Source organism: Methylobacterium sp. P3_A11, assembly GCF_056403155.1.
This window is the reverse complement of the sequence record NZ_JBFUGA010000015.1, coordinates 53,290-79,058: the sequence shown is the minus strand read 5'-3', so window position 1 is coordinate 79,058 and position 25,769 is coordinate 53,290. Positions and strand designations below refer to the sequence as shown.

Annotated in this window: 33 protein-coding genes and 1 pseudogene; 14 read left to right on the top strand and 20 right to left on the bottom strand. The window is 69.2% G+C overall.

The annotated features are described in order from the left end of the window. The 6 genes from AC1DXK_RS07435 to AC1DXK_RS07410 all read left to right on the top strand — a co-directional run. The coding region (locus AC1DXK_RS07435; protein WP_477297316.1) for a (5-formylfuran-3-yl)methyl phosphate synthase at positions 1–311 on the top strand (311 nt) is incomplete at its 5' end. Further along, positions 308–883, top strand: a complete 576-nt coding sequence (locus AC1DXK_RS07430) for an amino acid kinase family protein (protein WP_477297314.1) — start codon at positions 308–310, stop codon at positions 881–883. The genes AC1DXK_RS07435 and AC1DXK_RS07430, both read left to right, overlap by 4 nt. Continuing rightward, positions 880–2,442: a DUF6513 domain-containing protein gene (locus AC1DXK_RS07425; RefSeq protein ID WP_457103833.1), complete on the top strand. Its 1,563-nt coding sequence runs from the start codon at positions 880–882 to the stop codon at positions 2,440–2,442. Before AC1DXK_RS07430 ends, AC1DXK_RS07425 begins: the two co-directional genes overlap by 4 nt. A 4-nt stretch (positions 2,443–2,446) precedes the next feature. Then, entirely contained in the window at positions 2,447–3,037 is a 591-nt protein-coding gene (locus AC1DXK_RS07420) for a DUF447 domain-containing protein (protein WP_457103832.1), read from the top strand. A 21-nt stretch (positions 3,038–3,058) separates the two neighbouring features. After that, the gene (locus AC1DXK_RS07415) at positions 3,059–3,592 is read left to right on the top strand and encodes an SRPBCC family protein (RefSeq protein WP_457103831.1); all 534 of its coding nucleotides are present in this window, start codon (positions 3,059–3,061) and stop codon (positions 3,590–3,592) included. After that, on the top strand, positions 3,589–4,545 hold the full coding sequence (locus tag AC1DXK_RS07410; RefSeq protein WP_457103830.1) for a YncE family protein: 957 nt from the start codon (positions 3,589–3,591) through the stop codon (positions 4,543–4,545). Before AC1DXK_RS07415 ends, AC1DXK_RS07410 begins: the two co-directional genes overlap by 4 nt. 3 nt (positions 4,546–4,548) lie before the next feature. Here AC1DXK_RS07410 and AC1DXK_RS07405 read toward each other — a convergent pair whose 3' ends face one another. The 8 genes from AC1DXK_RS07405 to AC1DXK_RS07370 all read right to left on the bottom strand — a co-directional run bounded on the left by AC1DXK_RS07405 (position 4,549) and on the right by AC1DXK_RS07370 (position 9,702). After that, complete coding sequence (locus tag AC1DXK_RS07405) at positions 4,549–4,749, bottom strand: hypothetical protein (protein WP_457103829.1); 201 nt, start codon at positions 4,747–4,749, stop codon at positions 4,549–4,551. A gap of 74 nt (positions 4,750–4,823) precedes the next feature. After that, positions 4,824–5,993 (bottom strand): alpha/beta hydrolase family protein, encoded by a 1,170-nt coding sequence (locus AC1DXK_RS07400; protein WP_457103828.1) that lies wholly within the window; start codon positions 5,991–5,993, stop codon positions 4,824–4,826. A 114-nt stretch (positions 5,994–6,107) separates the two neighbouring features. Beyond that, on the bottom strand, positions 6,108–6,308 hold the full coding sequence (locus AC1DXK_RS07395) for a hypothetical protein (RefSeq protein ID WP_457103827.1): 201 nt from the start codon (positions 6,306–6,308) through the stop codon (positions 6,108–6,110). A 78-nt stretch (positions 6,309–6,386) separates the two neighbouring features. Continuing rightward, a complete protein-coding gene (locus tag AC1DXK_RS07390) occupies positions 6,387–6,842 on the bottom strand; it encodes a response regulator (RefSeq protein ID WP_457103826.1) in 456 nt (151 codons plus the stop codon). A gap of 189 nt (positions 6,843–7,031) precedes the next feature. Next, the gene (locus AC1DXK_RS07385; RefSeq protein WP_457103825.1) at positions 7,032–7,904 is read right to left on the bottom strand and encodes a dienelactone hydrolase family protein; all 873 of its coding nucleotides are present in this window, start codon (positions 7,902–7,904) and stop codon (positions 7,032–7,034) included. Between the two features lie 81 nt (positions 7,905–7,985). Then, positions 7,986–8,393, bottom strand: coding sequence for a hypothetical protein (locus AC1DXK_RS07380; protein ID WP_457103824.1), 408 nt, complete (start codon positions 8,391–8,393; stop codon positions 7,986–7,988). Positions 8,394–8,512: 119 nt separating this feature from the next. Next, on the bottom strand, positions 8,513–9,007 hold the full coding sequence (locus AC1DXK_RS07375; protein WP_457103823.1) for a DUF192 domain-containing protein: 495 nt from the start codon (positions 9,005–9,007) through the stop codon (positions 8,513–8,515). 134 nt (positions 9,008–9,141) lie between these two features. Continuing rightward, positions 9,142–9,702 (bottom strand): cold-shock protein, encoded by a 561-nt coding sequence (locus AC1DXK_RS07370; protein ID WP_457104060.1) that lies wholly within the window; start codon positions 9,700–9,702, stop codon positions 9,142–9,144. A 387-nt stretch (positions 9,703–10,089) separates the two neighbouring features. On the opposite strand from AC1DXK_RS07370, the gene AC1DXK_RS07365 reads away from it, so the two are divergent. Further along, positions 10,090–11,097 carry a heparan-alpha-glucosaminide N-acetyltransferase gene (locus AC1DXK_RS07365; RefSeq protein ID WP_457103822.1) on the top strand — a complete coding sequence of 336 codons (1,008 nt, stop codon included), beginning with the start codon at positions 10,090–10,092 and terminating at the stop codon, positions 11,095–11,097. Between the two features lie 45 nt (positions 11,098–11,142). On the opposite strand, the gene efp is transcribed toward AC1DXK_RS07365, so the two are convergent. After that, a complete protein-coding gene (efp, locus tag AC1DXK_RS07360) occupies positions 11,143–11,766 on the bottom strand; it encodes an elongation factor P (protein ID WP_457104059.1) in 624 nt (207 codons plus the stop codon). A gap of 120 nt (positions 11,767–11,886) precedes the next feature. On the opposite strand from efp, the gene epmA reads away from it, so the two are divergent. The 5 genes from epmA to AC1DXK_RS07335 all read left to right on the top strand — a co-directional run bounded on the left by epmA (position 11,887) and on the right by AC1DXK_RS07335 (position 16,230). Further along, positions 11,887–12,987 (top strand): EF-P lysine aminoacylase EpmA, encoded by a 1,101-nt coding sequence (epmA, locus tag AC1DXK_RS07355; RefSeq protein ID WP_457103821.1) that lies wholly within the window; start codon positions 11,887–11,889, stop codon positions 12,985–12,987. Then, a complete protein-coding gene (locus AC1DXK_RS07350) occupies positions 12,984–14,027 on the top strand; it encodes a lysine-2,3-aminomutase-like protein (RefSeq protein WP_457103820.1) in 1,044 nt (347 codons plus the stop codon). The genes epmA and AC1DXK_RS07350 overlap by 4 nt, the downstream gene beginning before the upstream one ends. Before the next feature lie 16 nt (positions 14,028–14,043). Then, the gene (locus AC1DXK_RS07345) at positions 14,044–14,655 is read left to right on the top strand and encodes a glutathione S-transferase family protein (RefSeq protein ID WP_457103819.1); all 612 of its coding nucleotides are present in this window, start codon (positions 14,044–14,046) and stop codon (positions 14,653–14,655) included. Between the two features lie 100 nt (positions 14,656–14,755). Continuing rightward, positions 14,756–15,406 carry an RraA family protein gene (locus AC1DXK_RS07340; protein WP_457103818.1) on the top strand — a complete coding sequence of 217 codons (651 nt, stop codon included), beginning with the start codon at positions 14,756–14,758 and terminating at the stop codon, positions 15,404–15,406. A 5-nt stretch (positions 15,407–15,411) separates the two neighbouring features. Continuing rightward, positions 15,412–16,230: a YdcF family protein gene (locus AC1DXK_RS07335; RefSeq protein ID WP_457103817.1), complete on the top strand. Its 819-nt coding sequence runs from the start codon at positions 15,412–15,414 to the stop codon at positions 16,228–16,230. On the opposite strand, the gene AC1DXK_RS07330 is transcribed toward AC1DXK_RS07335, so the two are convergent. From AC1DXK_RS07330 to AC1DXK_RS07285, 10 genes are all read right to left on the bottom strand, one after another. Then, complete coding sequence (locus AC1DXK_RS07330) at positions 16,173–16,475, bottom strand: DUF3253 domain-containing protein (protein WP_457103816.1); 303 nt, start codon at positions 16,473–16,475, stop codon at positions 16,173–16,175. The genes AC1DXK_RS07335 and AC1DXK_RS07330 overlap by 58 nt on opposite strands. Further along, on the bottom strand, positions 16,472–17,245 hold the full coding sequence (locus tag AC1DXK_RS07325; protein ID WP_457103815.1) for a DUF599 domain-containing protein: 774 nt from the start codon (positions 17,243–17,245) through the stop codon (positions 16,472–16,474). Before AC1DXK_RS07325 ends, AC1DXK_RS07330 begins: the two co-directional genes overlap by 4 nt. Positions 17,246–17,335: 90 nt before the next feature. Continuing rightward, positions 17,336–17,620, bottom strand: a complete 285-nt coding sequence (locus AC1DXK_RS07320) for an acylphosphatase (RefSeq protein WP_457103814.1) — start codon at positions 17,618–17,620, stop codon at positions 17,336–17,338. A 55-nt stretch (positions 17,621–17,675) separates the two neighbouring features. Then, complete coding sequence (locus AC1DXK_RS07315) at positions 17,676–18,524, bottom strand: formate/nitrite transporter family protein (RefSeq protein ID WP_457103813.1); 849 nt, start codon at positions 18,522–18,524, stop codon at positions 17,676–17,678. A 146-nt stretch (positions 18,525–18,670) separates the two neighbouring features. Beyond that, positions 18,671–19,102, bottom strand: coding sequence for a gamma-glutamylcyclotransferase family protein (locus AC1DXK_RS07310; protein WP_457103812.1), 432 nt, complete (start codon positions 19,100–19,102; stop codon positions 18,671–18,673). 33 nt (positions 19,103–19,135) lie between these two features. After that, positions 19,136–19,258 (bottom strand): hypothetical protein, encoded by a 123-nt coding sequence (locus tag AC1DXK_RS07305; RefSeq protein WP_457103811.1) that lies wholly within the window; start codon positions 19,256–19,258, stop codon positions 19,136–19,138. Positions 19,259–19,317: 59 nt separating this feature from the next. Further along, entirely contained in the window at positions 19,318–19,485 is a 168-nt protein-coding gene (locus AC1DXK_RS07300) for a hypothetical protein (RefSeq protein ID WP_457103810.1), read from the bottom strand. 21 nt (positions 19,486–19,506) lie between these two features. Next, positions 19,507–21,510: an acetyl-CoA carboxylase biotin carboxylase subunit gene (locus AC1DXK_RS07295; protein ID WP_457103809.1), complete on the bottom strand. Its 2,004-nt coding sequence runs from the start codon at positions 21,508–21,510 to the stop codon at positions 19,507–19,509. Between the two features lie 100 nt (positions 21,511–21,610). Next, a complete protein-coding gene (locus AC1DXK_RS07290) occupies positions 21,611–22,051 on the bottom strand; it encodes a hypothetical protein (protein ID WP_457103808.1) in 441 nt (146 codons plus the stop codon). A gap of 162 nt (positions 22,052–22,213) precedes the next feature. Next, positions 22,214–22,792 (bottom strand): L,D-transpeptidase, encoded by a 579-nt coding sequence (locus tag AC1DXK_RS07285; protein ID WP_457103807.1) that lies wholly within the window; start codon positions 22,790–22,792, stop codon positions 22,214–22,216. Between the two features lie 192 nt (positions 22,793–22,984). On the opposite strand from AC1DXK_RS07285, the gene AC1DXK_RS07280 reads away from it, so the two are divergent. Further along, a complete protein-coding gene (locus AC1DXK_RS07280; RefSeq protein ID WP_457103806.1) occupies positions 22,985–23,914 on the top strand; it encodes a histone deacetylase family protein in 930 nt (309 codons plus the stop codon). Positions 23,915–24,057: 143 nt separating this feature from the next. Further along, positions 24,058–24,674, top strand: a pseudogene (locus AC1DXK_RS07275) (LysE family translocator). A 9-nt stretch (positions 24,675–24,683) separates the two neighbouring features. Here the strand turns inward: AC1DXK_RS07275 and ribB are convergent. Then, the gene (ribB, locus tag AC1DXK_RS07270) at positions 24,684–25,760 is read right to left on the bottom strand and encodes a 3,4-dihydroxy-2-butanone-4-phosphate synthase (protein WP_477297318.1); all 1,077 of its coding nucleotides are present in this window, start codon (positions 25,758–25,760) and stop codon (positions 24,684–24,686) included. Positions 25,761–25,769 lie beyond the last annotated feature (9 nt).

Sequence of the window (25,769 nt, the reverse complement as noted above, 5' to 3'; positions counted from 1 at the left end):
ATCTAGCGGCGGCCGGCTTCGCGGGCGCGATGATCGACACCGCCGGCAAGCAGGKCGCGCGCCTGCCCGACCTCGCGGCGCCCGCCGACCTCTCGGCCTTCACCGCTGCCTGCCGAGCGCACGGCCTGATGAGCGGCTTGGCAGGGTCGCTTCGGATCATCGACATCTCCGGTCTCGGCGCGCACCGGCCGGATTATCTGGGTTTCCGCGGCGGCCTGTGCCGCGACTTCGATCGCCGCAACGGCATCGATCCGCTCCGCGTCGTCGAGGCGCTCCGCGCCCTGCGCCCGAACCGGCAGGACGCGGCGTGACGGCCGTCATCAAGATTGGGGGCAGCCTCGAAGCGGATCCGCACCGCCGCCGGACGCTGCTTGCAGCCATCGCCGACGGCGCGCACGGGCGCTGCATCGTCGTGCCGGGTGGCGGGGCCTTCGCGGACGGCGTCCGGGCCGCGCAGGCGGTCGAGCGTTTCGGCGATGACGAGGCGCATCGCCGCGCCCTCGACGCCATGAGCGACGCGGCCGGCATCTTCCGCGGGATCGAACCGCGGCTCGTCCAAAGCCTAGAGCCGTGGGCCGAGACCGCGCCCGCACGGATCCGAGTGTGGAATCCCCGTGTCCTGCGCGCCGGACACCCGGACATCGCCGAGACCTGGGACGTCACCTCCGACAGTCTGGCCCTGTGGCTCGCGGCGCGGATCGGGGCGACGCGCTGCGTCCTGGTGAAGTCCCGCGACGCGCCGCCGGGCCAGGACGCCGCCGCCCTCGCCCGAACCGGGCTTGTGGATGCCGCCTTCCCGGGATTTGCAGCCCGCTTCGGCGGTCCGATCGAGATCTGGGGGCCGAACGACAGGATCGCGGTCGTGCCGCGGGTCGCCGCGTGAGCGCGCCCGAGCACATCGTCTTCGTCACCGGCCGCCTCGCCCGGGCGCGCCTGGAGAAGGTCGCGGCGGGACTGCCGACGACCCTGCATTGGAGCATCGCGGATGCCGGCGTGAAGGTCGCCGCCCTGATGACCGAGGAGATCATCCGGCGGCGGGTCACCTTGCCGGAGGGGGCCACCCGGGTTCTCCTACCGGGTCGGTGCCGCGCGAATCCGGAGCATCTCGCCGCGCATTTCGGCATGCCCGTGGAGCGGGGACCCGACGAGGTGGTCGACCTGCCGGCTTGGCTCGGCTTGGCCGGTCGCAAGGTCGACCTGTCGCGGCACGACCTGCGGATCTTCTCCGAGATCGTCGACGCTTCGAAAATGACCGTCGCGCAGATCCGGGCCAAGGGCCTCGACCTCGCCGGGCGCGGCGCGGACGTCATCGACCTCGGCGGGCTGCCCGACACCCCGTTTCCGCATCTGGAGGAGTCCGTGAAGGCCCTCAAGGAGGCGGGTCTAAAGGTCAGCGTCGATTCCTTCTCCCGCGAGGAACTGGTCCGGGGCGCCGCCGCAGGCGCCGATTTCCTCCTGAGCCTGAACGAGGAGACCCTCGACCTCGCCTTCGAGACCGGGGCGGTGCCGATCCTCGTGCCGACGCGCCCGGACGACCTGCCCTCGCTCGACCGGGCGATCGCGCGCATGCTGGAGGCCGGACGACCCTTCCTCGCCGACCCGATCCTGGAGCCGATCCACCACGGCTTCGTCGATTCGATCGCCCGCTACCGCGAGACCCGCGCCCGCTGGCCCGAGATCGAGATGATGATGGGCACCGGTAATCTCACGGAGCTCACCGAGGCCGATTCCCTCGGCGTCACCGCACTGCTCGTCGGCATGTGCTCCGAATTGTCGATCCGCAACGTGCTGATCGTGCAGGTCTCCAACCACACCCGCCGCACCGTCGAGGAGCACGACGCCGCCCGGCGGGTGATGTACGCGGCCAAGGCCGATTCCGCGCTGCCCAAAGGTTACGGCCGGGCGCTGCTCGCTCTTCACGACAAGCGCCCGTTCGTGCAGACGGCGGACGAGATCGCCCAGGCCGCCGCAGAGGTGCGCGATCCGAATTACCGGATCGCGGTCGCTGAAGACGGCATCCACGTCTACAACCGCGACGTCCACAGGGTCGGCACCGACGCGATGGCCTTCTTCCCGGATCTGGATGTCGCGAGCGACGGCGCGCACGCGTACTATCTCGGCGCCGAACTCGCCAAGGCCGAGACCGCGTGGCGGCTTGGCAAGCGCTACGTGCAGGACGAGCCCCTCGACTGGGGCTGCGCGGCCGATGCCGAGGTGGAGGATGCCACCGCCTTCAAGAAGGCCGGCCACACCCGCCATTCCGGACCGGACGCGCCGCCGCCGGGCACCCGGGATGCCCGTTCGGTCGGACCGGAGGCCGACGCGCAGCGGCCCGCAACGATTCCGGATGCGGAGGCTCGGGCCGAGTCCGCTCCGGAACGCCCGCAGGACCCGCCCGCGAAGCTGGTCTGCGGGCGGCTCGTGCCAGCCGACAGAGCGTGAGCCGATGCCGCTGATCCTCGAAACCATCGTCACGACAGTCTCTCCCGCGGGCGAACTGCACCTCGTTCCGTTCGGGCTGATCGGCGAGGCGGAGGGCTACGTGCTCGCGCCGTTCCGGCCGTCGCCGACCATCACGAACCTGGAGGCGACTCCCTGCTTCGCGGCGTCCAGCCCGCGCGACATCCGGGTCATCGCCGGCGCGGTGACGGGCCGACGCGAATGGCCGACGCTGCCCTGCACGGCGATCCCGGGCCGCCGCCTCGCCGACAGTTTCGGCCACGCGGAGTTCGAGGTCGCAGCGGTCGAGGCCCACGAGACCCGGCCTCGCTTCCGCGGCCGCATGGTGCACAGCGCCGCGCACGCGCCCTTCATCGGCTACAACCGTGCGCAGGCCGCCGTTCTGGAGGCCGCGATTCTTTCGACCCGGCTCCACATGCTGGAGCCCGACAAGGTGTTGACGGAGATGGCCTACCTCGCCATCGCCATCGGCAAGACCGCGGGACCGCGCGAGCGCGAGGCTTGGGGTTGGATCGAGGACAAGGTCGAGGCGGCGCTCGGCTCCGAGGCGCGCGTCCTCGATCGCGACGACCGTTGAGGTCGGGAGGAGAAGGACAAGATGAAGAAAATCACCCTGGCCCTGGCAGCCACCGCGGCTCTGGTTGCGGCGACCGCACAGGCTCACGGCCCGACCCGGCGCAAGATCAACGAATCCATCGAGATCAACGCCCCAGCCGACAAGGTATGGGCCGTGATCGGCGACGTGAAGAACGCCGACTGGCTGCAGAACGTCACGAAGACGGAACTCACCGGCGACCCGGCGGGCAAGTTCAAGCGGGTGCTGACGCTGAAGAACGGCGACCAGATCCAGGAAACGAGCAACAAGCTTAAGCCGGAGGACAAGCTGTTCTCCTATTACATCGACAAGGTTGATGTGAAGGATCTTCCCGCGAACGATTACTCAGCCACCATCACGGTCGAGCCCGCGGGCAACGACAAGGCGAAGGTCGAGTGGAAGGCTGCGTTCTATCGCGGCTACATGAACAACGATCCGCCGCCCGAGCTGAACGACGAAGCCTCCGAGAAGGGCGTCGGCGATTGGATCAAGGCGAGCCTCGCTAACCTGAAGGCCAAGGTCGAGAAGGGCTCGTGACCTTGCGCTGGGGCCGGGCGGCTTGCGCCGCCGGCCTCATCGTCCTGGCGACCGCCGCCCGTGCCGAACCGGCTCGGGAGGCGGTGGTCACCGCCCAGCTCGGCGGTGCGGTCGAGATCGTCGATCTGGCCGCCGGAACGGTGGTGCGACGGATCCCGGTCGACGGGGCGCCGGCCGGGATCGCCCTGTCGCCCGATCGCAGGCGCGCCTATGTCACGCGTCCGGAAGGGCACGGCTTGGCCGTCATCGATCTCGACGCCGGCCGCGTCCTCGCCGAGGTGCCGCTGCCCGGCGGACCGCTCGGCGTCGCGGCCGACCCGCGCGGCGGAACCGTCTACGTGGCCGACTGGTACGGACACCGTCTGTTCGTTCTCACGGAGCGCGCCGGTAGCCTGGTGCCGGACGGTGAGATCGCGGTCGGGGCGTCGCCCTCCGGGATCGCCGTCTCGCCCGACGGCGCGACGCTCTACGTTGCCAACCGCGAGGCCGATACCGTCTCGGTGGTTGACGCCGCGGCGCGGCGGGAGACCGCAGTCATTCCGGTCGGACAGCATCCGTTCGGCATCACGCTGGATCCGGCCGCAGGACGTGCCTACACGGCCAACGTCACGAGCGACGATGTCTCCGTCCTCGATCTGAAGACGAGGCGCGAGATCGGCCGCGTGCCGACCGGCCGGCGGCCCTACGTCATCGCCCTCGCGCGGGGGCGGGGCTTCGTCACCGATCAATACGCCGGCAGCGTCACGGCCTTCGACCTCGCGACGCTCAAGCCGATCGCCGATATCGATGTCGGCGATCATCCCGAGGGCATAGCCGCCGACCCGGATGGGCGCCTCTACGTAGCGAACTGGGGCGACAATACCTTGAGCGTCCTTGATTCCGGCACGCTCAAGGTGCTGGCGACCATTCCCACGGGCAACGGGCCGCGCTCGTTCGGCATCTTCCTGCGCTGAGGGTCAGAACGTGCGGCGGTGCGGAGCCCTGCGATAGGCGGCCCGGGCAACAACGAGCGCGCCGCCGATCTGCAGCAAGCCGGTTTCGCCCAGGTCGACCGGGGCGACATGCGCCTGGATCAGGAGCCGGGTTAGCGCGTTCAGGGCCAGCAATGTCAGGCAGAAGGCAGCCGCGGCGAGCAGGCTGGCGACGAACTCGGGCATGATCTCGCTCCCGTCTCGGACGGGAGGAGATTAGCAAGCCTTACGCCAGGGCCAAGCTATCAAAGAGGCGGATCTCAGCGCTTGCGGGCCGCCGGCGCCGGTGTGCCCGCCTGCGCGGCCGGCGTGGGTCGGGGGGTCTCGACGGCGAGCCGCTTCACGGGCCAGCCGTCGCTCCAGCGCTCCATATCGGCTAGGCGGGGATTGTTCTTGAGGGCCGTCGCGTCCGACCCCGCGAACGCCGCCGCGGCGGCGAGATCGAACGTCTTCCAGAACCCGAGGTAGTCCAGGGCGTCTACGCGGGCGAGATTGATCTGCGAGACCAGGGTCTGTTGCTCGCCGGTCAGAGCCATGTCGGCGGACCAGCGGAACGGCGGCGGCTTCGCCGCATCCTTTGCGGCCTCCTTCGGCTCCGGACCGGGCTTGATGGCCCCGCCATCGTAGGCCGTGTCGAGGCCCGCGGGAGCCGCCAGGGTCGCCGTCAGGGCCGGAAAGCCGTGATCGTCCGAGAGCGCGCGCACGAACAGCTTGCGCTCAAGGGGGACGGCGCTGGCCTCACGCAGCAGGCGCTTGGCGGCCAGATCGGCCGCACGGGTATCCTTGTCGCCGACCATCGCCACGAGCATCGTGGCCGGGTCCACCGTCGAGAGGTCGGCGAGGGCGATGCCGCGGGACTTCGCCCCGCTGGCGATGCCCCCTGGCGTCGCCGCGAGGATCAGCTTCGGCACGGGGAGGCCCCGCGCCTTGGAACCGGCGGCCATATCCAGGGCGAGGGGCGCGCCGGCCAAGTGGCCGATCAGCGCGACCCGGCCGAGATCGGGTCGCGCCTCGCTGTCGGACGCGAGATCCGCGAGCGCTGATTTCACGAGGTTCTCGGCGATGGCAGGGGCGTCTGCCGGTCGCGTCCGATTGACCTCCTGAAAACGCGGGAAGAGCACGAGCCAGCCCTGACGGGCAAGGTGATCAATCCATCCGCCGTAACTCTGCGGATTGACCACGCCCCAGCCGTGCAGAAAGATCGCCACGGGGCGTCCGGCTTCCGGCGCGGCACCGGCGGCGTAGAACGCATAGGTGGTGGCACTGCCGCGGCCGAGCAGGCGCTTGGTCACCGTCGCCTTGCGATCCCCGATACCCCCTGCCCCGTCGGCCGGCTGGGCCGGGGGCGTCGCCGCCTCGACGGTCGAGAGCCCGGCCAGGGTCATGATCGCGGCGGCGATCAGCGATCCGCGAAGAAGATTGAGACGCATCAAGGGCTCGACTGAGAGACGCACTGCGTCGGCAGGTCAGAGTGCGCTGAATAGCAGATTCTCTGCTCTTGGCGACCCGCGGCCCGGTCCCGAAGCCCGGTTCATTGAACGAGCCTAGGCGGTCGCGCCGCGGGCTGTGTCCGCCCCGTCCAGTCGACGCGCCAACGCGGTCAGTTCCTCGGGCACGTCGTGATCGGCGGATCCGTAGAAGGCGAGCAGTTCCACGCGCACGCTTTCGACGACACCAGCTTCAACCGTATCCCGCCCGTCGGATCGGCGAAGGGAATCGGCGTAATTGGCAGCGACGATCTTCATGGCGGTATCACGGTTCAACTGTACTGTGCGAAACCGGGGGCACCGCGCTCCGGAGTAGCGTACAACTGCGCCACCGCCTCAGGTTTCCAGTCCCGAGGGGATTATTTTACCGCCCGGTCCGATCACGGTAGGCCCGGATCCGGTGGATGGACGGCCCGCGGCCTGTTCCACCCAGGCCAGGATATCCTCGGCACGCCAGGGTTTCGGGATGAAGGTCGCCGAGACACGCAGGTCGCTCGGCTGGTCGCCGGCATCACCGGACGTCAGAAGGACGCGCACACGCGGCCAAGTCACGCCGATGATCCGCGCGAGTTCGAAGCCACCGATCGGGCCGGGCGTGCGGACGTCGGAGAAGACAACGCTGACTTCGTCTGCGCGGTCGTTGAGGATCGCCAGGGCTCGGTCGGCGGTCTCGGCCTCGATCACCGTGAAGCCCGTATCCTCCAGCAGCGTGGCCGCGAGGAAGCGCTCGTCGGGCTGGTCTTCCACGACGAGGATCACGGGCTTCTGGCCGGGCTGTACCGAATCGCTCATAAGCCAGGACACTCTACAGAGGCTGAACGGCGGTCGCTTCGATCGGTTCAACGCCCGAACGCCGCGAGGGGCCAGACCCGCGCGGGCACAGATCCTCCTTTGATCCTTGCATAATCGGGAAGTTGTGGCCGTGTCTTAGGCAACACAGCCACGGACGAACGCCTCGGGTCGACGCCCCGAAGCGGCTATTCAGCCGACGCCGTGCGACTTCAGAAAGGCCAGGGCGCGATCCCAGCCGTCCTGGGCCGCCTCTCGGCGGTAGCTCGGACGATAATCCGCGTGGAAGCCGTGCGGGGCGTCCGGATAGATCACGAGTTCGACGGTCTTGCCCGCGGCCTTGGCCCGGTCGCGTGCCGCCTCCACGGCGGCCACCGGAATACCGGTATCGGCGGCCCCGTAAAGACCGAGCAGCGGCGCGTTGATCTCCGCCGCCACGTCGGTGGCGGTGCGCGGCTGGATGTCGGTACGCTCGCCTCCGACCGGCCCGTACCAGGCGACCGCCGCCTTCAGGTCGCGACGATGCGCCGCGTACAGCCAGACGTCGCGACCGCCGCGGCACCAGCCCATGACGCCGAGGCGGTTCGGATCACCCTTCGCTGCGGACGCTGCCCAGGCGGCGGCCGCGTCGAGATCGCCGATCCATTGCGCATCCGGCGTTTTGGCGATGACGTCCCGGATGATCTGCTGGGCATCGGTCATGGTCGAGAGGTCGCCCTGGCGGGCGTAGAGTTCAGGCGCCACCGCGCAGTATCCCGCCTTGGCGAGCCGACGGCAGATATCCTTGATGTACTCGTGGACGCCGAAGATCTCCTCGATCACCAGCACGATCGGGAAAGGACCCTCGCCCGCGGGAACTGCCCGGTAGCCCGGCATCGGCCCATCGGCGGCCGGGATCTTCACCTCGCCGGCCTCGATTCCAGTCTGGTCGGTGTGGATCACCTGCGCTTCGACGCGGGTTGTCGCGAGCGTCAGGCCGCTCATCAGGCTCGTCATGACGAAGCCGCGCCGCGAAAGCGGGGGCGTGATCAGCCCGTCCAGCCCAGTCCGGTCGTGGTCCGCCATGATGCCCTCTCTCTCGTTACAAGAACGAGGGCTATCCGGGTGTGACGGCCCCGGTCAAATCACCCCTGCGCCGCCGGTTCGTCAGGCACCGGCGGCGGCGAGCGCCCGGGCCGCCGGCCGCTGTGCCGCCGACCGCACCGTCTCGGCCCGCCCGCGCGGCTGCAGGACGTCGCCCAGGGTGACGAAGGTCTCGGCCGCCGGCGACACGACCGCGCGAATGCCGTAGCCTAAGGCGAAGGATCGGAGCAGCTCGGCGTCGCGCGCGATCCCGAAGCGGTCGAGGGCAGCGAGAAAGGCTTCCCGAAACAGGCTCGGCCGGCACCAGCGCTTCTCGGCCATCTGCAGCGGCCAATCCCAGAGCCCCTCGGCCCGGCGCAGGGCCAGAGCACCGCGCGCGATGAAGTATCCGGTCTCGCGGTGCTCGATCCCGTCCGTCTGCACCGACCAGTCGTCGTTGCCGAACAGTTCGACTTCGGCCGCGTTGCCCATCGGGTCCTCCGCCCTGAACCAGCCTTCCGGCGAACCGGAACATTGCCGGAACACTGGCGCGGAACGCACACCGGGTCAAGGGACTTGTTCCCGGTGCGTTCGCGGGCCGGCCCCGCTCGTCAGCGGGCCTTGAACATCCCGTGCTCGATGCGATCGCCCGGGGCGACCCCGAGTTTCGCGGCGGTCCCGGCATTGAGTTCCAGGACCGCGAGAACCGGGCCTCCCGAGGCGATGATCGCGGTGGACAGCGGCTCGGTCTCGGCGGCGATCCGGCTGATCGTGCCATCGGCCCGGATGAACACCATGTCGAGCGGCAGATAGGTGTTTTTCATCCACATGGTCACGGGTTGGTCCCGCTCGAAATCGAACAGCATGCCGTGATCGGCTGCCATGTGCCGGCGGAACATGAGGCCGCGGGAACGGGCCGCATCATCGCGCATGACCTCGACCTCGAAGCGCTTCGGGCCGGACTTCGTGACGATGGTCAGCGGCTCCGATTTGGCGGTGGCGGTGCGCGCGGCAGCCTGCGCCAGGGCGGGCGGGGTCGCAGCCACGGCTGTCAGCGTGAGGCAGGCGATGGCGACCGCCAGGGCGGCGCGGGATAGTGATCTCACAGGCTCATGCCTCTCGTGGGATGATGCGCGGACCGTACGATCCGCCGCCCGGACATAGACCAGGCTGCGCGAAAGGGGAATCGACGCGCGATTCCTGAGGCGCGGCAAGGGCATAGCGCCGGAGGCGCACGGCCTCAATGCGACGCCGGCATGGCCCCGTCGATCAACCGGACTTCGGCCGCCATGACGCCCTTGGATCCATCACCATAGCGGACCAGAACGGACTCACCGGGCTTCAGTTCGGCGATCCCGTAGCGCCGCAACGTTTCCATGTGCACGAAGATGTCGGGCGTCCCATCGCCCCGGGTCAAGAAACCGAACCCGCGAAGGCGGTTGAACCACTTCACGACGGCGGTTTCCAACCCGCTGGTGGGCGTCACGCTGACGTGGGTGCGCGGCAGCGGCATCTCGGACGGGTGCAGGGCGGTCGCCTGATCGAGAGAGATGACCCGGAACGCCTGCCAACCCCGCGGCCGCTCCACCGCCTCCACGACGATGCGCGCGCCCTCGCTCGCGGCCTGGAAACCGTCGCGCCGCAGGCAGGTGACGTGCAGCAGGACGTCGGGCGAACCGTCGTCGGGCACGATGAAGCCGAAACCCTTCGAGACGTCGAACCACTTGATGTGACCGGCCACTTCGACGAGGTCGAGAAATGCATCCTCGTGCTGATCCGCCTCGCCGGGTCGAGCGACCATCGGCCGATCGGCGTTCTCGGGCTCGGATCCGCGTTCGTCAGACATGGCCGAGCAACCTACACCGAATCACGCCGCGCGCTCTCCCGGGAAGATTAACGAAGTCCTGATGCCCGGGAAGCCCATTTGTCTGGCAGAAGAGCCCGGCCAAGTTGCAATCTTGGCCATGGGAGGCGATGCCGCAACAGTCGATCGGTCGCAGCTTGCGACGAATGCGGTGTTTAAGCGTCGGGACCAGCGAGGGGATTTTTCGACCGTCCCGCCCTGCGGGCTGACCAGTGATCGTGCGGCGGCGACCTTCACGTTTTCGAGAGTCGTCGCGTTCCCCGCGCAGTGCCCGAGCGGCTCCCGATAGCACGGGCCGCCGCGACGTGGTTTGGGATCGCCCTCATGTTCGTAGACCTGACCCGCGATCGCCACGCCACCGCGTCCTCGGCTCCGCAGCGCCGCCTGCCGATCGTCGACGCCGCCCGGGCTGTCGCCCTGCTGGCGATGGCGAGCTATCACACGCTCTGGGACCTCGGCCATCTCCGGCTGACCGCCGAGAACTACGCGCTGACGCCGACGGGGCGTCTGGCTGCCGAACTGATCGCTGGCAGCTTCCTTGTCTTGGTCGGCTTCGGCCTCGTGCTGATGAACGGACGTGGCGTCAGGCTCCGGCCGACCCTGCTGCGGCTCCTGCGGATCGGCGGGGCGGCGCTGCTCGTCACTCTCGGCACCTGGGCCGTTTTCCCGGACGCCTTCGTGTTCTTCGGCGTGCTGCACTGCATCGCCTTCTCCAGCCTGCTCGGGCTGCCCTTCCTGTTCCTGCCGGCGCCGGTCACCGCCTTCGCCGCCGCGGTCGTCCTCGCCGCGCCGCATCTCGGGCACGCTTCCGTTCTCGATGCGCCGGCCCTGTCCTTCCTCGGCCTAGGCTCGGTCGTACCGCGGACGAACGATTACGTGCCGCTCTTCCCCTGGTTCGGGATGGTGCTGGTCGGGATCGTCCTGGGGCGTGTGGCGCTGCCGCCGCTCGCCCGCTCGCCCCTGGGGGCCTGGGCTCCGCGCACGCGGATCGGCCGCGCCGCGACGTTCGCGGGCCGCCACAGCCTCGCAATCTACCTCATCCACCAGCCGGTGCTGCTCGCGCTGCTGACCGGACTCGTGACGGTGGCGGGCGCCAATCCGCGCGCCGGACTCCGGGCGTTCCGCGCCGACTACGTGACGATCTGCACGCGCACCGGCGGCGAGCCGCCGCTCTGCCGCATCGCCGCCCGCTGCACGTCGGACGCCCTGCTGCGCGAGGACCTTTTCCGGGAGGACGGCCGTCCCTTCAGCGGGACCGAGCGCCTGCGCGCGCAGGCGATCTCGCAGGGCTGCTACGCGACGCTGGAGGCCGCCGCCCGGGCACCGCACTGACGCCCGCCCCGGATCCACCGGGGCCGGGCACCGGCCAGGCTTGGCTCAGTCCTTGGCGCGCTCGACATACGCCCCGTCGGCCGTCATCACGACGACGCGGGTGCCGGCGGCGATGTGGGGCGGCACGGTCGTCCGCACCCCGTTCGAGAGGGTCGCGGGCTTGTAGGACGACGAGGCGGTCTGGCCCTTCAGGACCGGCTCGGTCTCGGCGACTTCGAGGGTCACGCGCTGCGGCAACTCGATCGTCAGCGGCACGGCGTTGTAGACCGACAGCATCACCGCCATGCCCTCTTGGAGATACGGGGCGGCATCGCCGACCACGTCCGCCGGCACGGCGATCTGCTCGTAGTTCTCGGGGTTCATGAAGTGGAACCCCTCCCCGTCGCTGTACAGGAACGTGTGCTCCCGATCTTCCACGAAGGCGCGCTCGACCTGCTCGGTCGTCCGATAGCGCTCGGACACCTTCACGCCGTCCGTGATCCGGCGCATGTCGAGCTGGGTCACCGGGGTGCCCTTGCCGGGATGGATGTTCTCGGCGAACAGGATCACGTAAAGCTTACCGTCCTTCTCGACGACGTTGCCCTTACGGAGCGTTGAGGCGATCACCTTCACGGAATTGCGTCCTGCATTGACATGGGGGCTGGCACGCGCCAAGCGCGGGCGCTGCATATCGGACCCCGCCACTATCGCATCTGCGTCGCGGTTGCCAGCGGGCGAACGCGGGCCGTCGATGGCGGACAGGGCCGGCCGGGGAGCCCCTCCGGGGTCGAGGGCCGGACAGGGCCGAGGATGAGAGTGCTCGAAAACGCGACGCCGCCCGGGGCCGGTCCGGCCGTGACAGGCCCCGTCTCGCCGTGGTGGTCCCCGGATCGCCATGCCGACCGGCGCCCGGCCCTGCTCCTGCGCAATCGCATCCTCGCGGCGTTCCGCGCGTGGTTTGCCGCACGCGACTTCGTCGAGGCGGAGGCGGCCTGCCTCCAAGTGTCACCGGGTAACGAGGCCCATCTGTCGGCTTTCGCGACGGAAGCCGTGGGAGCCAGCGGCGCGCGTACGCCCCTCTACCTGCACACCTCGCCGGAATTCGCGTGCAAGAAGCTGCTTGCAGCTGGGGAGACGCGGCTCGTCAGCGTCGCCCGCGTGTTCCGCAACCGCGAGCGCGGACCGCTGCATCACCCCGAATTCACGATGCTCGAATGGTATCGGGCCGGGGCGTCCTACACGGCATTGATGGCGGATTGTACCGAACTGCTGCGGTGCGCGGCCGAGACGGCCGGCATCCGCCGCTTCGTCCACCGGGATCGGGAGACGGATCCGTTCGCCGACCCGGAACGCCTGACCCTGGCCGAGGCCTTCGACCGGTTCGCCGGGATCGACCTCTTGGCCGGCGTTTCGCGGACCGGCGAAACCGACCGGGACGGCTTGGCCGCCGCCGTCGCCGCCGCAGGCTTGCGGGTCGCAGAGGACGATACCTGGGCCGACCTGTTCTCCCGCGTCCTCGTGGCGCGGATCGAGCCGCATCTCGGTCTCGGGCGCACGACAATCCTCTGCGAGTATCCCGTCAGCGAGGCCGCCCTCGCCCGGCCGGCGCCGCACGATCCGCGGGTGGCCGAGCGCTTCGAACTCTATGCCTGCGGTGTCGAACTCGCCAATGCCTTCGGCGAGCTGACCGACCCGCACGAGCAGCGCCGCCGGTTCGAGGCCGAGATGACGGAGAAGGTCCGCGTCTATGGCGAGCGCTACCCGATCGACGAGGACTTCCTCGCGGCCCTCGCCCTCATGCCGGAGGCGTCCGGGATCGCCCTCGGCTTCGATCGTTTGGCGATGCTGGCCTGCGGTGCGGGACGGATCGAGGACGTGATCTGGACGCCCGTCGCGGAGACGCGGCCATGAACCGGGTGCTGCGCAGCGTCGACGACCTCATGGCGGCCGGCCTCGTCTCGGGCGAGGAGGCCGATGGCGTGAGCGCCGTGCTCGCGCGCTACGCGGTCTCGGTGACGCCCGACATGGCCGAGCTGATCGATCCCGACGATCCCGACGATCCGATCGCCCGCCAGTTCGTCCCCCGGGCGGAGGAATGCACCGCGGCGCCGGAAGAGCGTGTCGACCCGATCGGCGATACCGCACACGCCCCGGTCACCGGCATCGTGCATCGCTACCCCGATCGCGTGCTTCTGAAGCCGTTGCATGTCTGCCCGGTCTACTGCCGCTTCTGCTTTCGCCGGGAGATGGTCGGCCCGGACGGGCTCGGAACCCTCACCGACGCGGAATTAGACACCGCCCTCGCCTACATCGCGCAGGATCCGCGCATCTGGGAGGTGGTGCTCACGGGCGGCGACCCGTTCGCTCTCTCGCCGCGCCGGCTCGGCGACATCGCCGACCGCCTCGCGTCCGTCGCGCACGTGCGGGTCATGAGGCTCCACACCCGCGTGCCGGTGGTGAAGCCCGATCTCGTCTCCGAGGCGATGATCCGGGCGCTCGGACGCTTCGGCCGTGCGGTGTTCGTCGCCCTCCACGCCAACCATCCGCGGGAATTCACGCCGGCCGCCCGCGCGGCCTGCGCCCGTCTGGTCGAGGCCGGGATCCCCATGGTCAGCCAGTCGGTGCTGCTGCGCGGCGTCAACGACGATTCCGCAACTCTCGAGGCGCTGATGCGGACCTTCGTGGAGAACCGGATCAAGCCCTACTACCTTCATCACGGGGATCTGGCGCCCGGCACCTCGCATCTGCGCACCGGCCTGCACGAGGGGCGGGATCTGATGCGCGACCTGCGCGGTCGACTCTCGGGGCTCGCACAGCCGACCTTCGTGCTCGACATTCCCGGCGGGCACGGCAAGGTGCCGGTTGGACCCGGTTATCTGCGCAACACTGCGGACGGGCTGCGGGTGACTGACCCGAACGGTCGGGACCATGCCTACCCGCCGAAAGCGTGACGGAGGAACTGGGACCATGCGCAGGCTTTGGGGCCGCCTCACCTCGGTGAACGTGCAGAAAGCGGTGTGGGCGCTCGACGAGGCGGGACTGCCGTACGAGCGGGTCGAGGCCGGCGGAAGCCACGGGGTCGTCGACGATGCCGGCTACCGCGCGATGAACCCGAACGGCCTCGTGCCCACTCTCGAGGAGGAGGGTTTCGTCGTCTGGGAATCGAACGCGATCCTTCGCTACATCGCGGCGACCAGCCCGGCCCTGGCCCTTCCCACGGATCCCCGTGCGCGTGCCCAGGTGGAGCAATGGGTCGACTGGCAGGCCACCAGCTTCACCCCCGCCATGCGCGATGCATTCTGGCAGCTCTACCGCTCGGCCGATCCCGACCGCGCCCTGATCGCCGCCTCCCTGAAGAAAAGCGAGGCCATGGCGGCGATCCTCGACCGCCATCTCGCGGACAGGGACTACGTGGCCGGTTCGGGCTTCGGCATCGCCGACATCGCCCTCGGCTGCGCGGCGCATCGCTGGCTGAACCTGCCGGCGGAGCGGGTCGAGCGCCCGGCGCTGCGCCGCTGGTACGATCGCCTCGCCGCCCGGCCGGGCGCGACCCGCGCCCTCGGCGAACCCATCGCCTGACGGACGTCGTGGGATTGCCGACGCCTTGCCGGCATGCCGGCGCGATCCACTTGCTCTTTCGCGCCGCCCGGACCGGTGACGGCCTTCCACGGAGCCCCTGATGGCGATCGACCCGACCCTGCGCGACGCACTCTCCGCCGTGACACCGGCGAGCCTCGCCCGGGCGCTGTCGCGGGCCGGAGTAAAGGCCTTCAGCCCGCATGGCCTCTCGCCGCGCGGCAGCCAGACCGTGATCGGGCCGGTCTACACGTTGCGGATGATCCCGGCCCGGGACGACGCTGCGGGCGACCTCGCCGCCGCCATCGACGCCGTTCCCGAGGGGGCGGTCGTGGTGATCGATGCCGCGGGCTCTGCCCTCCCCCTGCCGTTCGGCGCCATCCTCGCGGCGCGCCTCGCCCAGCGCGGCGCCGCGGGTCTCATCACCGACGCGGCCCTCCCCGACGAGATCGGCGTCCCGGCCTGGTGCCGGCCGGCGGCGGCCAGCGGCACCCTGGCCCTGGTCGGTACGCAGGAACGTGTCGCCTGCGGCGGCGCGGCGATCCATCCCGGCGACATCCTCGTCGGCGATTCCACCGGACTGGTCGCGGTGCCGGCGGCCCTCGCCGAGCGGGTGGCCCTCGAAGCCGTGGAACAGCAGCGTCTCGATCTCTGGATTCAGCGCGAGATCGAGCGCGGCGCGAGTCTCGCGAGCCTGCTGCCGCCGGACGCCGCCGCCCTGGCGCGCTTCGAGGCCGAAACGAAGCCGGTCTGAACACCGTGTTCTTTCAGGCCTCGAAGGTGATCTATTTCCTGATCACCCCGTCGAACCTCTGCATCTTCGCGATCCTGTTCGGGATCGCCGTGGCGTCGACGCGGCGGCGGCGGACCGGCCTGGGGATCGCGCTCCTGGGCGTGGCCCTGCTCGGTGCCGCCGGGCTGGGGCCGCTGTCGGACATGGTTCTGCTCCCCCTCGAGCAACGGTTTCCCCCCTACCCGGCCGACGGCCCGGCACCGGTCGGAATCATCGTGCTCGGCGGCGGAATCGAGGCGGGACTCTCTGAAGCGCGCGACCAGGTCGTTGTCAACGATGCCGGCGAGCGGCCGATCTACCTCGCCGATCTCGCCCGCCGCTTCCCGGCGGCACGCCTCGTCTTCTCCGGCGGAAGCGGCTTCATCGGGGGCGGGATCGCGGAGGCCGATATCGTCAGCCGGCAGGCCGACGTGATCGGCGTGCCGCGGACGCGCCTCGTCCTTGAGAACCGCTCGCGGAATACCCACGAGAATGCTGCCTTCTCGGCATCCCTGGTGCAGCCGAAGCCCGGCGAACGCTGGCTGCTGGTGACCTCGGCCGGGCACATGCCCCGGGCGGTCGGCTGCTTCCGGCAGGCCGGATTTACGGTGGACGCCTTCCCGTTAGACTACAAGACCCGCGGCTGGAGCGACGTGACCCGGGTCCACGGTTTCGCGTCGGAGGGGCTGCTGCAGTTCGATTTGGCCGTGAAGGAATGGATCGGCCTCGCCGTCTACCGGCTGTCCGGCTACACTTCGGACTGGCTGCCCGGTCCCGCCCCTGAGCCCGGCAGCGAGAGCCGGTAGATGCCGCGGAAGTCGTCCGGATCCACCGGCTTTCCCTTGCGCAGGATCGCGATTCGGCCCGCATGGGCGAGCCGGACGGCGGTCCGGCGGACCGGCTGCATCAGGGGACCCCAGCCGTCCGGATGGGGGCCGCCCAGCGCGCGGGCGACCTCCGACGGGCAGATGGTCTTGTCGGCACCGCGTTCGGCGACGAGGCGCAGCATCGTCGCCTCGATGGCGAGATCGTCCGGCTTCGCGTCGGTCATGTGCGTGCTTCCTCGGCGGCCGACAGGACGGGGACCTCGAGCGGCCCTTCGTGGGGACCCTCCCCCGCCTCCAAGAGCGCTTTGCGGATCTCCGAGGCGAATTGGCGGCGCCACATGATGATCACGACGGCGGTCGTCGAGGCGAACAGGACGTAGGGACTGATGAACCAGCCGAGATAGGCGAGCGCGAAGAAGAAGGCCCGCTGGCCGCGCGCGAAGTGACGCCCGGCGCTGACGTTCATCGTGGCAAGACGACGCACCGCCCGAAGCATCTCGGTGTCGCTCGCACCGGACCCTTTCGATGGCACGGCGCCGAGGAGGATCGCCGTGTAATTGAACAATCGATAGGCCCAGGCGAACTTGAAGAAGGCGTACACGAAAACTACCGCGAGCCCGGCGACCTTCAATTCCCAGGTCAGGCGGTTTGCCACCGTGCCGAAAGGCAGCGTGGCGAACAGGTTCAGGACGTCATCCCCGGAGCGGGACAGGGTGAGGACCGAGCCCAGGGCGATCAACGAGGTCGATGCGAAGAAGGCCGTGCCGTTCTGCAAGGAGGCGTTGATCTGCGTGTCGACGACCCGGTTGTCGCGGCCGATGACTTGGCGCGCCCAATTGGCCCGGTGGCCGTTCATGATCTGGCTGAGGGAGACCATTCGGCCACGGAGCCGTCCGACCGAGAGACCGTAGGCGATCCAGGCGACGATGAAGTACAGCAGCGCCCCGAGATCGAGGGGCGAGAAGGCGGCGCTGCCGGCGGACAGTTCTGTCATGATCTCCGGATGGCGGATTCGCGATGGGGCGACCCGCATACCAGCCCGAGCGCCCGCGCTGAACCCACACGAGGGCGACGGCGGTCGTCCTCAGCCGTGCAGGATCCTGAAGCCGCCATCGGCGGGCAGGTCGCCGCCGACTCGCACGCGCAGATCGGAGACGCGTGCGCCGGGTGGACCCGACCGGCACAGCGCCTCCATTTCGGCCACCGCGGCCGGTGCGCCGCTGAAGACCGCTTCCACCGAACCGTCGTCGCGGTTGCGCACGGAGCCCGACAGGCCCCGCGCGCGAGCTTCCGACTGCGTCCACGCCCGGTAGGAGACGCCCTGGACCCGCCCTGTGACGATGACGGAGATCGTCCTGGTCTCGCTCATGGCGACGTCGTCTCGCTGCAGAGGCCCGCGCCTGTCGGCGCGGGTCCGGATGGTCCTACTCGGCCGCGATCGGGCGGCGGAGATCCGCGTTCATTGCTTGGCTCCGCGTCGCGCCGGTGCGGACATGCGTGGAGTAGAGCATCAGGCCCGTGAAGGCGATGCCGCCCACGATGTTACCGATCAACGTCGGGATCTCGTTCCAGAGCAGATAGTCCATGACCGTCAGATGGCCGCCCATGAGGATCGCCGACGGGAACAGGAACATGTTCACCACCGAGTGCTCGAAGGTCATGAAGAAGAACACCGTGATCGGCATCCACATGGCGATCACCTTGCCGGGCACCGAGGTCGACAGCATCGCGCCGATGACGCCCGTCGACACCATCCAGTTGCACAGCATGGCCCGGACGAAGAGCGTCAACATCCCGGACGCGCCGTACTTCTCGTAGCCGAGGGTGCGGGCCTCGCCGATGCCGGCGATCAGCTTGCCGACGGCGTTCGGCTCGGTGGCGAAGCCGAAGGTGAAGACGATCGACATCATCACCGCGGTGGTCAGGGCGCCCGCGAAGTTGCCGAAGAAGACCAGCACCCAGTTGCGGGCGACGCCGGCCACGGTGACGCCGGGGCGCTTGTCGATGAGGGCAAGGGGTGTCAGCACGCAGACGCCGGTGAACAGGTCGTAGCCGAGCAGGTACAGCATCGAGAAGCCGACCGGGAACAGCAGCGCCGCGACCAGAGGCTGGCCCGTGGTCTGGTTGATGGTCACCGCGAAGGCGGCGGCGAGGGCCAGGATCGCTCCGGCCATGTAGGCACGGATGAAGGTGTCCTTGGTGGCCATGAAGACCTTCGCCTCACCGGCATCGACGGCCTTCTTCACGAAATCGGCGGGCGCCAAATACGACATGCAGAACTCTCCCTCGCAGGCGCACGCCGATCGTCGTTGGCCGACGGGCGCGCTGCGCAATCACGGATGGCTGGTGCGACGCGAGGCTATCCGTCACCCTCCAGCTCGATCGTGGGCAAGCATGTCGCGTACCAGTTGCGCGCTGCTCAGGAGGGGCAGCCCCGGGTCCAAGTGCTGAGTTCCCGGAGATAGGCTGCCGGAAGCTGCGCGGCGAACGCCGCCGCCACGACAGCCTCGAGGTATCCCGGCCGCGGCCGGCCGGGTGCCGTCGAGCATCCGCGATAGATCAGGGCGCGCTTGACGCCATCCGTCGTGCGGATCGCAATGGCGGCCTTCGTATAGAGCCCCCCGGCGACGCCTTCGTAGCGATCGAGTGCCGGGATGTCGTCGGAGGCGAGTTCCCACAGCACCCCCCAAACGTTTCGCCGGGGATCGCGCACCACGGAGGCATAGCCCTCGCGCATGATGATGAAGCGGTGGTTCGGCAGATGTCCGCCGCCGATCAGCCGCGAATCCGGGCAGCGCAGCGCCATCGCGGCGGCATCCATGTTGGCGCCGTAGGCGAAATAAAGGGGCATCTTACCTGAGGTGAGGAAGCCGAGCGCACCTGCTCACTCGCCCGGTGGATGGTCCAGCCGGCGCACGGCGCGCTCGTTGAGAATCACAGCCGTGTAGGCGACGGCCAGGACGACCGCCGGGATGACGAAAGTCACGAAAATCTGGCCTGAGCTCATGGCATCAGACTCCGAAGCGCGCGTCTCGCCAATGCATGTAAACCGATGCCGGCAGATAGCTAGATGATGGCGAACAGCGCCGTACCGGGCTTGAGCGGCGGCGCGTTCGGGATCTCGAAGCTTATGGCCGTGATCGGCGTCACAACCCCGATCACGACGAGCGCCACCGCGATGTTATTCAGCGCGGTGGCGAGCAATTTTGTCTGTTCGGTTTGAACGACAGACATGCGGCGGGTCGTCGACGCGCTTCAGGCGAATTCCAGGATCACCGCGTCGACGGCGAGGCTGTCGCCTTCCTTGGCGTGGATCTTCGCCACCGTGGCGTCGCGCTCGGCACGAAGCATGTTTTCCATCTTCATCGCCTCGACGACCGCGATCGGCTCGCCGTTCTTCACTTCCTGACCCTCGGTGACGAGGATCTGCTTCACGAGGCCGGGCATCGGGCAGAGGACCTGCTTGCCGGAGCCGGCCTGTTCCTTCACCGGCATCAGAGCGGCGAGTTCTGCCTCGCGGCGGGTGTAGACGCGGGCCTCCGCGGCCGCGCCGGCATGCTGCAGGAATGCGCCGTTGAGCAGGGCGCGCACCTGGATCGCCACGCGCTCCGAACCGATCGTGCCGATCCAGACCGGCTCGCCCGGCCGCCACGCGCTGGCCACCGTGAGCGCCGTCCCATTCTCCTGGGTGACCAGAAGGTCCTCGCCTTCCGGCTCCACGGTCACGGGGTATGACTGGCCCGCGAGGATGACGACGCGCTCGCGCTCGAAGGCGAACAGCCCCGGCGCGCGCATCTGACCGGAAATGCCCCGCTTCCGCTGGTTGAGCTTGTGGTCGATCGCCGCCGCCGCGGCCATCATGCGGATGGCCACCGGACCGGCCGGCTCAGGCGCCGTAAATCCCTCGGGGAATTCCTCGGCGATGAAGCCTGTGGACAGCCGACCTTCCTGCCAGCGCGGATGGGCCATCAGAGCGGAGAGGAACGGAATGTTGTGGCGGATGCCGTCGATCGCGAAGGCGTCGAGGGCTTCGCCCTGGGCGGCGATCGCCTCGGCCCGGGTCGGCGCCCAGGTGACGAGCTTGGCGATCATCGGATCGTAGTGGATGGCGATCTCGCCGCCCTCCTCGACGCCGGTGTCGTTGCGCACGATCGCGGCGCCCTGACGGCCCTCTTCCGGCGGGCGGTAGGTCGTGAGCCGGCCGATCGAGGGAAGGAAGTTGCGGGTCGGATCCTCGGCGTAGACGCGGCTCTCCACCGCCCAGCCGTTCAGCTTCACGTCGTCCTGGGTGATCGGCAGCTTCTCGCCGGCCGCGACCCGGATCATCAGCTCGACGAGGTCGAGGCCGGTGATCATCTCGGTGACCGGATGCTCGACCTGGAGACGCGTGTTCATCTCCAGGAAGTAGAAGGACTTGTCCTGCCCGGCGACGAACTCGACCGTCCCGGCCGAGTCGTAGTTCACCGCCTTGGCGAGGGCGACGGCCTGCTCGCCCATCTTGCGGCGGGTCTTCTTGTCGAGGAGCGGCGACGGTGCCTCCTCGATCACCTTCTGGTTCCGGCGCTGGATCGAGCACTCGCGCTCGCCGAGGTAGACCACGTTGCCGTGCTTGTCGCCGATCAGCTGGATCTCGATGTGGCGCGGGTCGGTGATGAACTTCTCGATGAAGACGCGGTCGTCGCCGAACGAGGAGGCCGCCTCGGACTTGGCGCGGGCGAAGCCCTCCGCCACCTCGGCGCCCGAGTGGGCGATGCGCATGCCCTTGCCGCCGCCGCCCGCGGAGGCCTTGATCATCACCGGGTAGCCGATCTCGTCGGCGATCGTCTTGGCGTGCTCGGGCGATTCGATCACCCCGAGGAAGCCCGGAACGGTCGAGACCTCGGCGGCGGCCGCCGCCTTCTTCGACTCGATCTTGTCGCCCATGGCGGCGATGGCCCCCGGGTTGGGGCCGATGAAGACGATGCCGGCGGCCTCGAGCGCCTTCGGGAACGCCTCGCGCTCGGAGAGGAAGCCGTAGCCGGGATGGACGGCCTGGGCGCCGGTCTTCTTGCAGGCCTCGACGATCTTCTCGATCACGAGGTACGATTCGGATGCGGCAGCGGGTCCGATATGGACCGCCTCGTCTGCCATGGCGACGTGCACGGCGTCGCGATCGGCATCCGAGTAGACCGCTACGGTCTTGATGCCCATTCGACGGGCCGTCTTGATCACCCGGCAGGCGATCTCGCCCCGGTTGGCAATCAGGATCTTTTCGAACATCGCTGGCGCACTGCTTTCGAGATCGCCGGATTGCGCACCGGCTTGATTGTCCCGATAGATCAGTTGCGCCGCGGACGGAAGCTGCGCCTTGGTCTGAGGCTCACGCCGCCAGGGCAAAGGTCATGTGCGGGGCCTGAACCGTGTCACGGACGCGACGGTTGGCTTCCAGGGCGAAGGCGACCAGCGATTCGGCGCTGCTCTCGGCCTCGCGGACGACTTCCATGGCGATCCGAGCGCCCACCGCGCTCGGGCCGTCGCGGCCGCTGAGCGAGGCTGCGAGCCAGGCCGCGACGTCGCGGTCGATGTAGCCGGTCGGGCGCGACCCCCACACGGCGAAGTCGACGACCGAGGCCACCAGGAAGTCGGCGAACGCGTCGGAACCGATCACGGCCCGCTCGAGGGCGATCAGCAGGTCGGCGTCCTCGCGGCTCATGAGGCCGTCCGGGAGAACCTCGCGCTTCAGGACCAGCAGGTCCTCGTCGCTGATGGTGCCGGCCGAAACCGCATGGTTGCAGAACTGTTGAACGGTAATGCTGGTCATGATCGCCTGCCTCCCCGACCTTTGCTGCGGTCGGCGCTAGTCCCTGTGTGTCTTCAACTTACGGGACCGCTTCCCTTCCAGAGGTTAATGGCGAGATCTGAACGGAAGTTCAGGTAAACACCTCCCGATTAAGCAGGCTTATTGGGACGTTGACCGGTTGCGTTACCGGACGATGACCGAGGCCCCGACGGGGACCCGGTTGTATAGGTCCACCACGTCGATGTTGCGCATCCGGATGCACCCGGAGGAGACCGCCTGCCCGATCTTCTCGGGCTCGTTGGTGCCGTGGATCCGGTAAAGCGTGTCCTTGCCGTGGTCCGACAGGTACAGGGCGCGGGCGCCGAGGGGGTTCATCGGTCCACCCTGCATGGCGTGGACGTGAGGCCAGCGCCTGATCATCTCGGCCGGCGGGTTCCAGGCTGGCCACTCGGCCTTTCGGTCGATCCGGGCTGCGCCGGTCCAGCCATAGGCCTCGTCGCCCACCGAGACGCCGTAGCGCATCGCCCGGCCGTTCGGCAGGACGAGGTAGAGCTGCCGCTCCTTGGTCTCGACCACGATCGTGCCGGGCGGCTCCCGGGTCGGGTCGGCGATCTCGTAGCGGGCGAAGTGGGGATCGAACTCCGCCTCCGGGACGAGGGCCATGTATTCCGCGTCGCGCGCAGACAGAGTCGGGTCGGGCACGCCCTTGAAGGTACAGCCTGCCAGCAGCAGGGCTGAGCCGATGACCGATAGGATGCGCATGTTCCTGCCCCGACGATCTTCGCGGCATTGGACGGACCGCACGACGCGTGATGGTGCGGAGCTGTCCCGCGGACGAATCGCTCGACCATAAAGGGCCAACGGCACCCCGCCGTAGTCCGCGCGTTGGGCTCGTGGCACATTGCCGGCTCCTGTTGCAGGTGCGCGACAGGCGAGCATCCGGGAGCGACCCTCGTGACCACCCTCTACGTGAGCCATCCCGCCAGCTTCGATCACGAGGTCCCGGAGGGACATCCGGAGCGGCCGGCCCGGATGCGCGCGGTGGAGCGGGCCCTGGAGGATGAGCGCTTCGCCGGTCTCGTGCGGGCCTCGGCGCCCAGGGCCGAGATCGAGGCCGTCACGCTCGCCCATCCGCGCGAGTACGTGGACGCCCTGGTGGCGGCGGTGCCAGAGCACGGCATGGTCGGCATCGATTCCGACACGATCCTGTCGGCGGGAAGCCTGGAGGCGACGCTGCGGGCCGTGGGTGGCGGGATGCACGCCGTCGACGCCGTCGTCGGCGGCGAGTGCCGCACCGCCTTCGTGGCCATGCGCCCGCCGGGCCACCATGCCGAGCGGACCCGGGCGATGGGATTCTGCCTGTTCAACCACGCCGCCATCGCGGCCCGCCATGCCCAGAAGAAGCACGGCGCCGAGCGGGTGGCCTTGGTGGACTGGGACGTGCACCACGGCAACGGCAGCCAGGACATCTTCTGGGACGACGGTTCGGTGCTCTACTGTTCCACGCACCAGATGCCGCTCTACCCGGGAACCGGCGCGGCCTCCGAGCGCGGCGACAAGGATACGATCGTCAATGTGCCACTCCGGCCCAACGACGATGGCGAAGTGTTCCGGGAAGCGTTCGAGACCGGCATCCTGTCACGGCTGGAAGCCTTCCGGCCGGATGTGATCGTGATCTCGGCGGGCTTCGATGCGCACCGCCTCGATCCCCTGGCCAATCTCCGTCTGGAGGCGGAGGATTTCGGCTGGGCGACGCGCCGGCTGATGGACGTGGCCGAGCGTTGCGCGGGGGGGCGGATCGTCTCGATCCTCGAGGGCGGCTACAGTCTCGAAGGCCTCGGAAAGTCGGTGGCCGCCCATGTCGACGCGCTGATGGGACGCTGACGGCTGCGCCGTTACAGCCGCCCGCCGAAACGCCATGATCGGCCGCCGGGAGGGGACGCCGCCATGCCGCATGCGAATCGACCGATGCCATCCGCCCGAGAGCGCGTCCCAGCCGCCCGCGCCGCCCGTCGGGACGTCGGCCGGTGACGATTGCGGGCTTCCTGACCTATGCGCTGGCCCTCGGCGTCGCCGCCGCCGTGCCCGGACCCGGCGTCGTCGCGCTCGTCGCCCGTGCCCTGGGCTCAGGATTCGGCGCCGCGATGGCGTTCTCGGGGGGCTGATCCTCGGCGATCTGGCCTATCTGGCCGCCGCAACCTTCGGGCTGACCCTGATCGCGGAGGCGCTCGGGACGGTGTTCGTCCTCGTCCGCTATGGCGCCGGCCTCTATCTCGCCTATCTGGCGTACCGGCTCTGGCGGGCGGCCGATAGCGCGGGGCAGGTCGGGGCGGAGGCCCGCGACCGGCCGCTTTCGAGCTTCGTCGCCGGGCTGACCATCACCCTGGGCAACCCCAAGACGATCGTCTTCTACCTCGCGATCCTGCCCACGCTGGTCGATCTGCGCAGCGTGACGGGCGCCGATTTCGTCACCCTGGTCGCCGTCACGGCCGCGACCCTGCTGATCGTGATGACCCCCTACGCGGCCCTCGCGTCGCGGGCACGGGATTCCCTGCGCCGGCCCGGCTTCCGGGCACGGCTGAACCGGAGTGCGGCGGCCATCATGGCCGGCGCGGCGGTCTGGACCGTCCTGCGCCGGGCCTGACCGGACGCCTCAGCCCTCCAGGGGCTCGTCGCCCAGGAGTTCGATGCCGAACCCCGAGAGGCCGACATAGGACCGCGACGAGGTCGCGAGGTTGCGGATCGAGACCACCCCGAGATCGCGCAGGATCTGGGCGCCGAGCCCGATCTCGCGCCATTGCCGCGCCCGCAGGGCTTCCGTGCCCTCCTCGGTGACGCTCTTCACCGGCACGCCCGCGGTACCGTCTCGGAGATAGACAAGCACGCCGCGCCCGACGGCCGCGAAGCGCTTCAGGACGGCATCGATCTGCCGGCCGCCGCCGATCACGTCGGCGGCGACGTTGGAACGGTGCAGGCGCACCAGAACGTCCCGGCCGTCGCCGATCTCGCCCATCACGAAGGCGAATTGCTGGATCGACTCGAAGGGCGTCGAGAACACGTAGGCGTTCACGTCCCCGTGGTTCGAGCGGACCGTGAAATGGCCGACCCGCTCCACCAGCCGGTCGCGCGCCTGCCGGTAGGCGATGAGGTCGGCCACAGAGACCTGCTTGAGACCATGCGTCTCGGCGAAGGCCTCGATCTGCGGCCCCTTCATTACGGTGCCGTCGTCGTTGGCGAGTTCGCAGATCACGCCGACCGGCGGCAGCTCAGCGAGCTTGCACAGGTCGACCGCGGCCTCGGTATGGCCCGAGCGCATCAGCACGCCGCCGTCTCGGGCGATCAGCGGGAAGACGTGGCCGGGCCGCACGAAATCGCCCGCCCCCATGTTGCCGTTGGCCAGCGCCCGCACCGTGTTGCAGCGCTGCTCCGCGGAGATGCCGGTCGTCAGGCCGTGCTTCACGTCCACCGTGACGGTGAAGGCCGTGCCGAGCGGCGCGTCGTTCGAGGCGACCATCGGGGCGAGGTGCAGGCGCCGCGCCTCGCTCTGGGTGATCGGCGCGCAGACGATGCCSSAGGTGTTGCGGATGATGAASGCCATCTTCTCCGGCGTGCAGAGGGAGGCGGCGACGACGAGGTCGCCCTCGTTCTCTCGGTCGTCGTCGTCGGTGACGACCACGATCTCGCCGCGGGCGAAGGCCGCGATGGCCTCGGTGACGGTGCAGTGGGGCACGGGCATTCT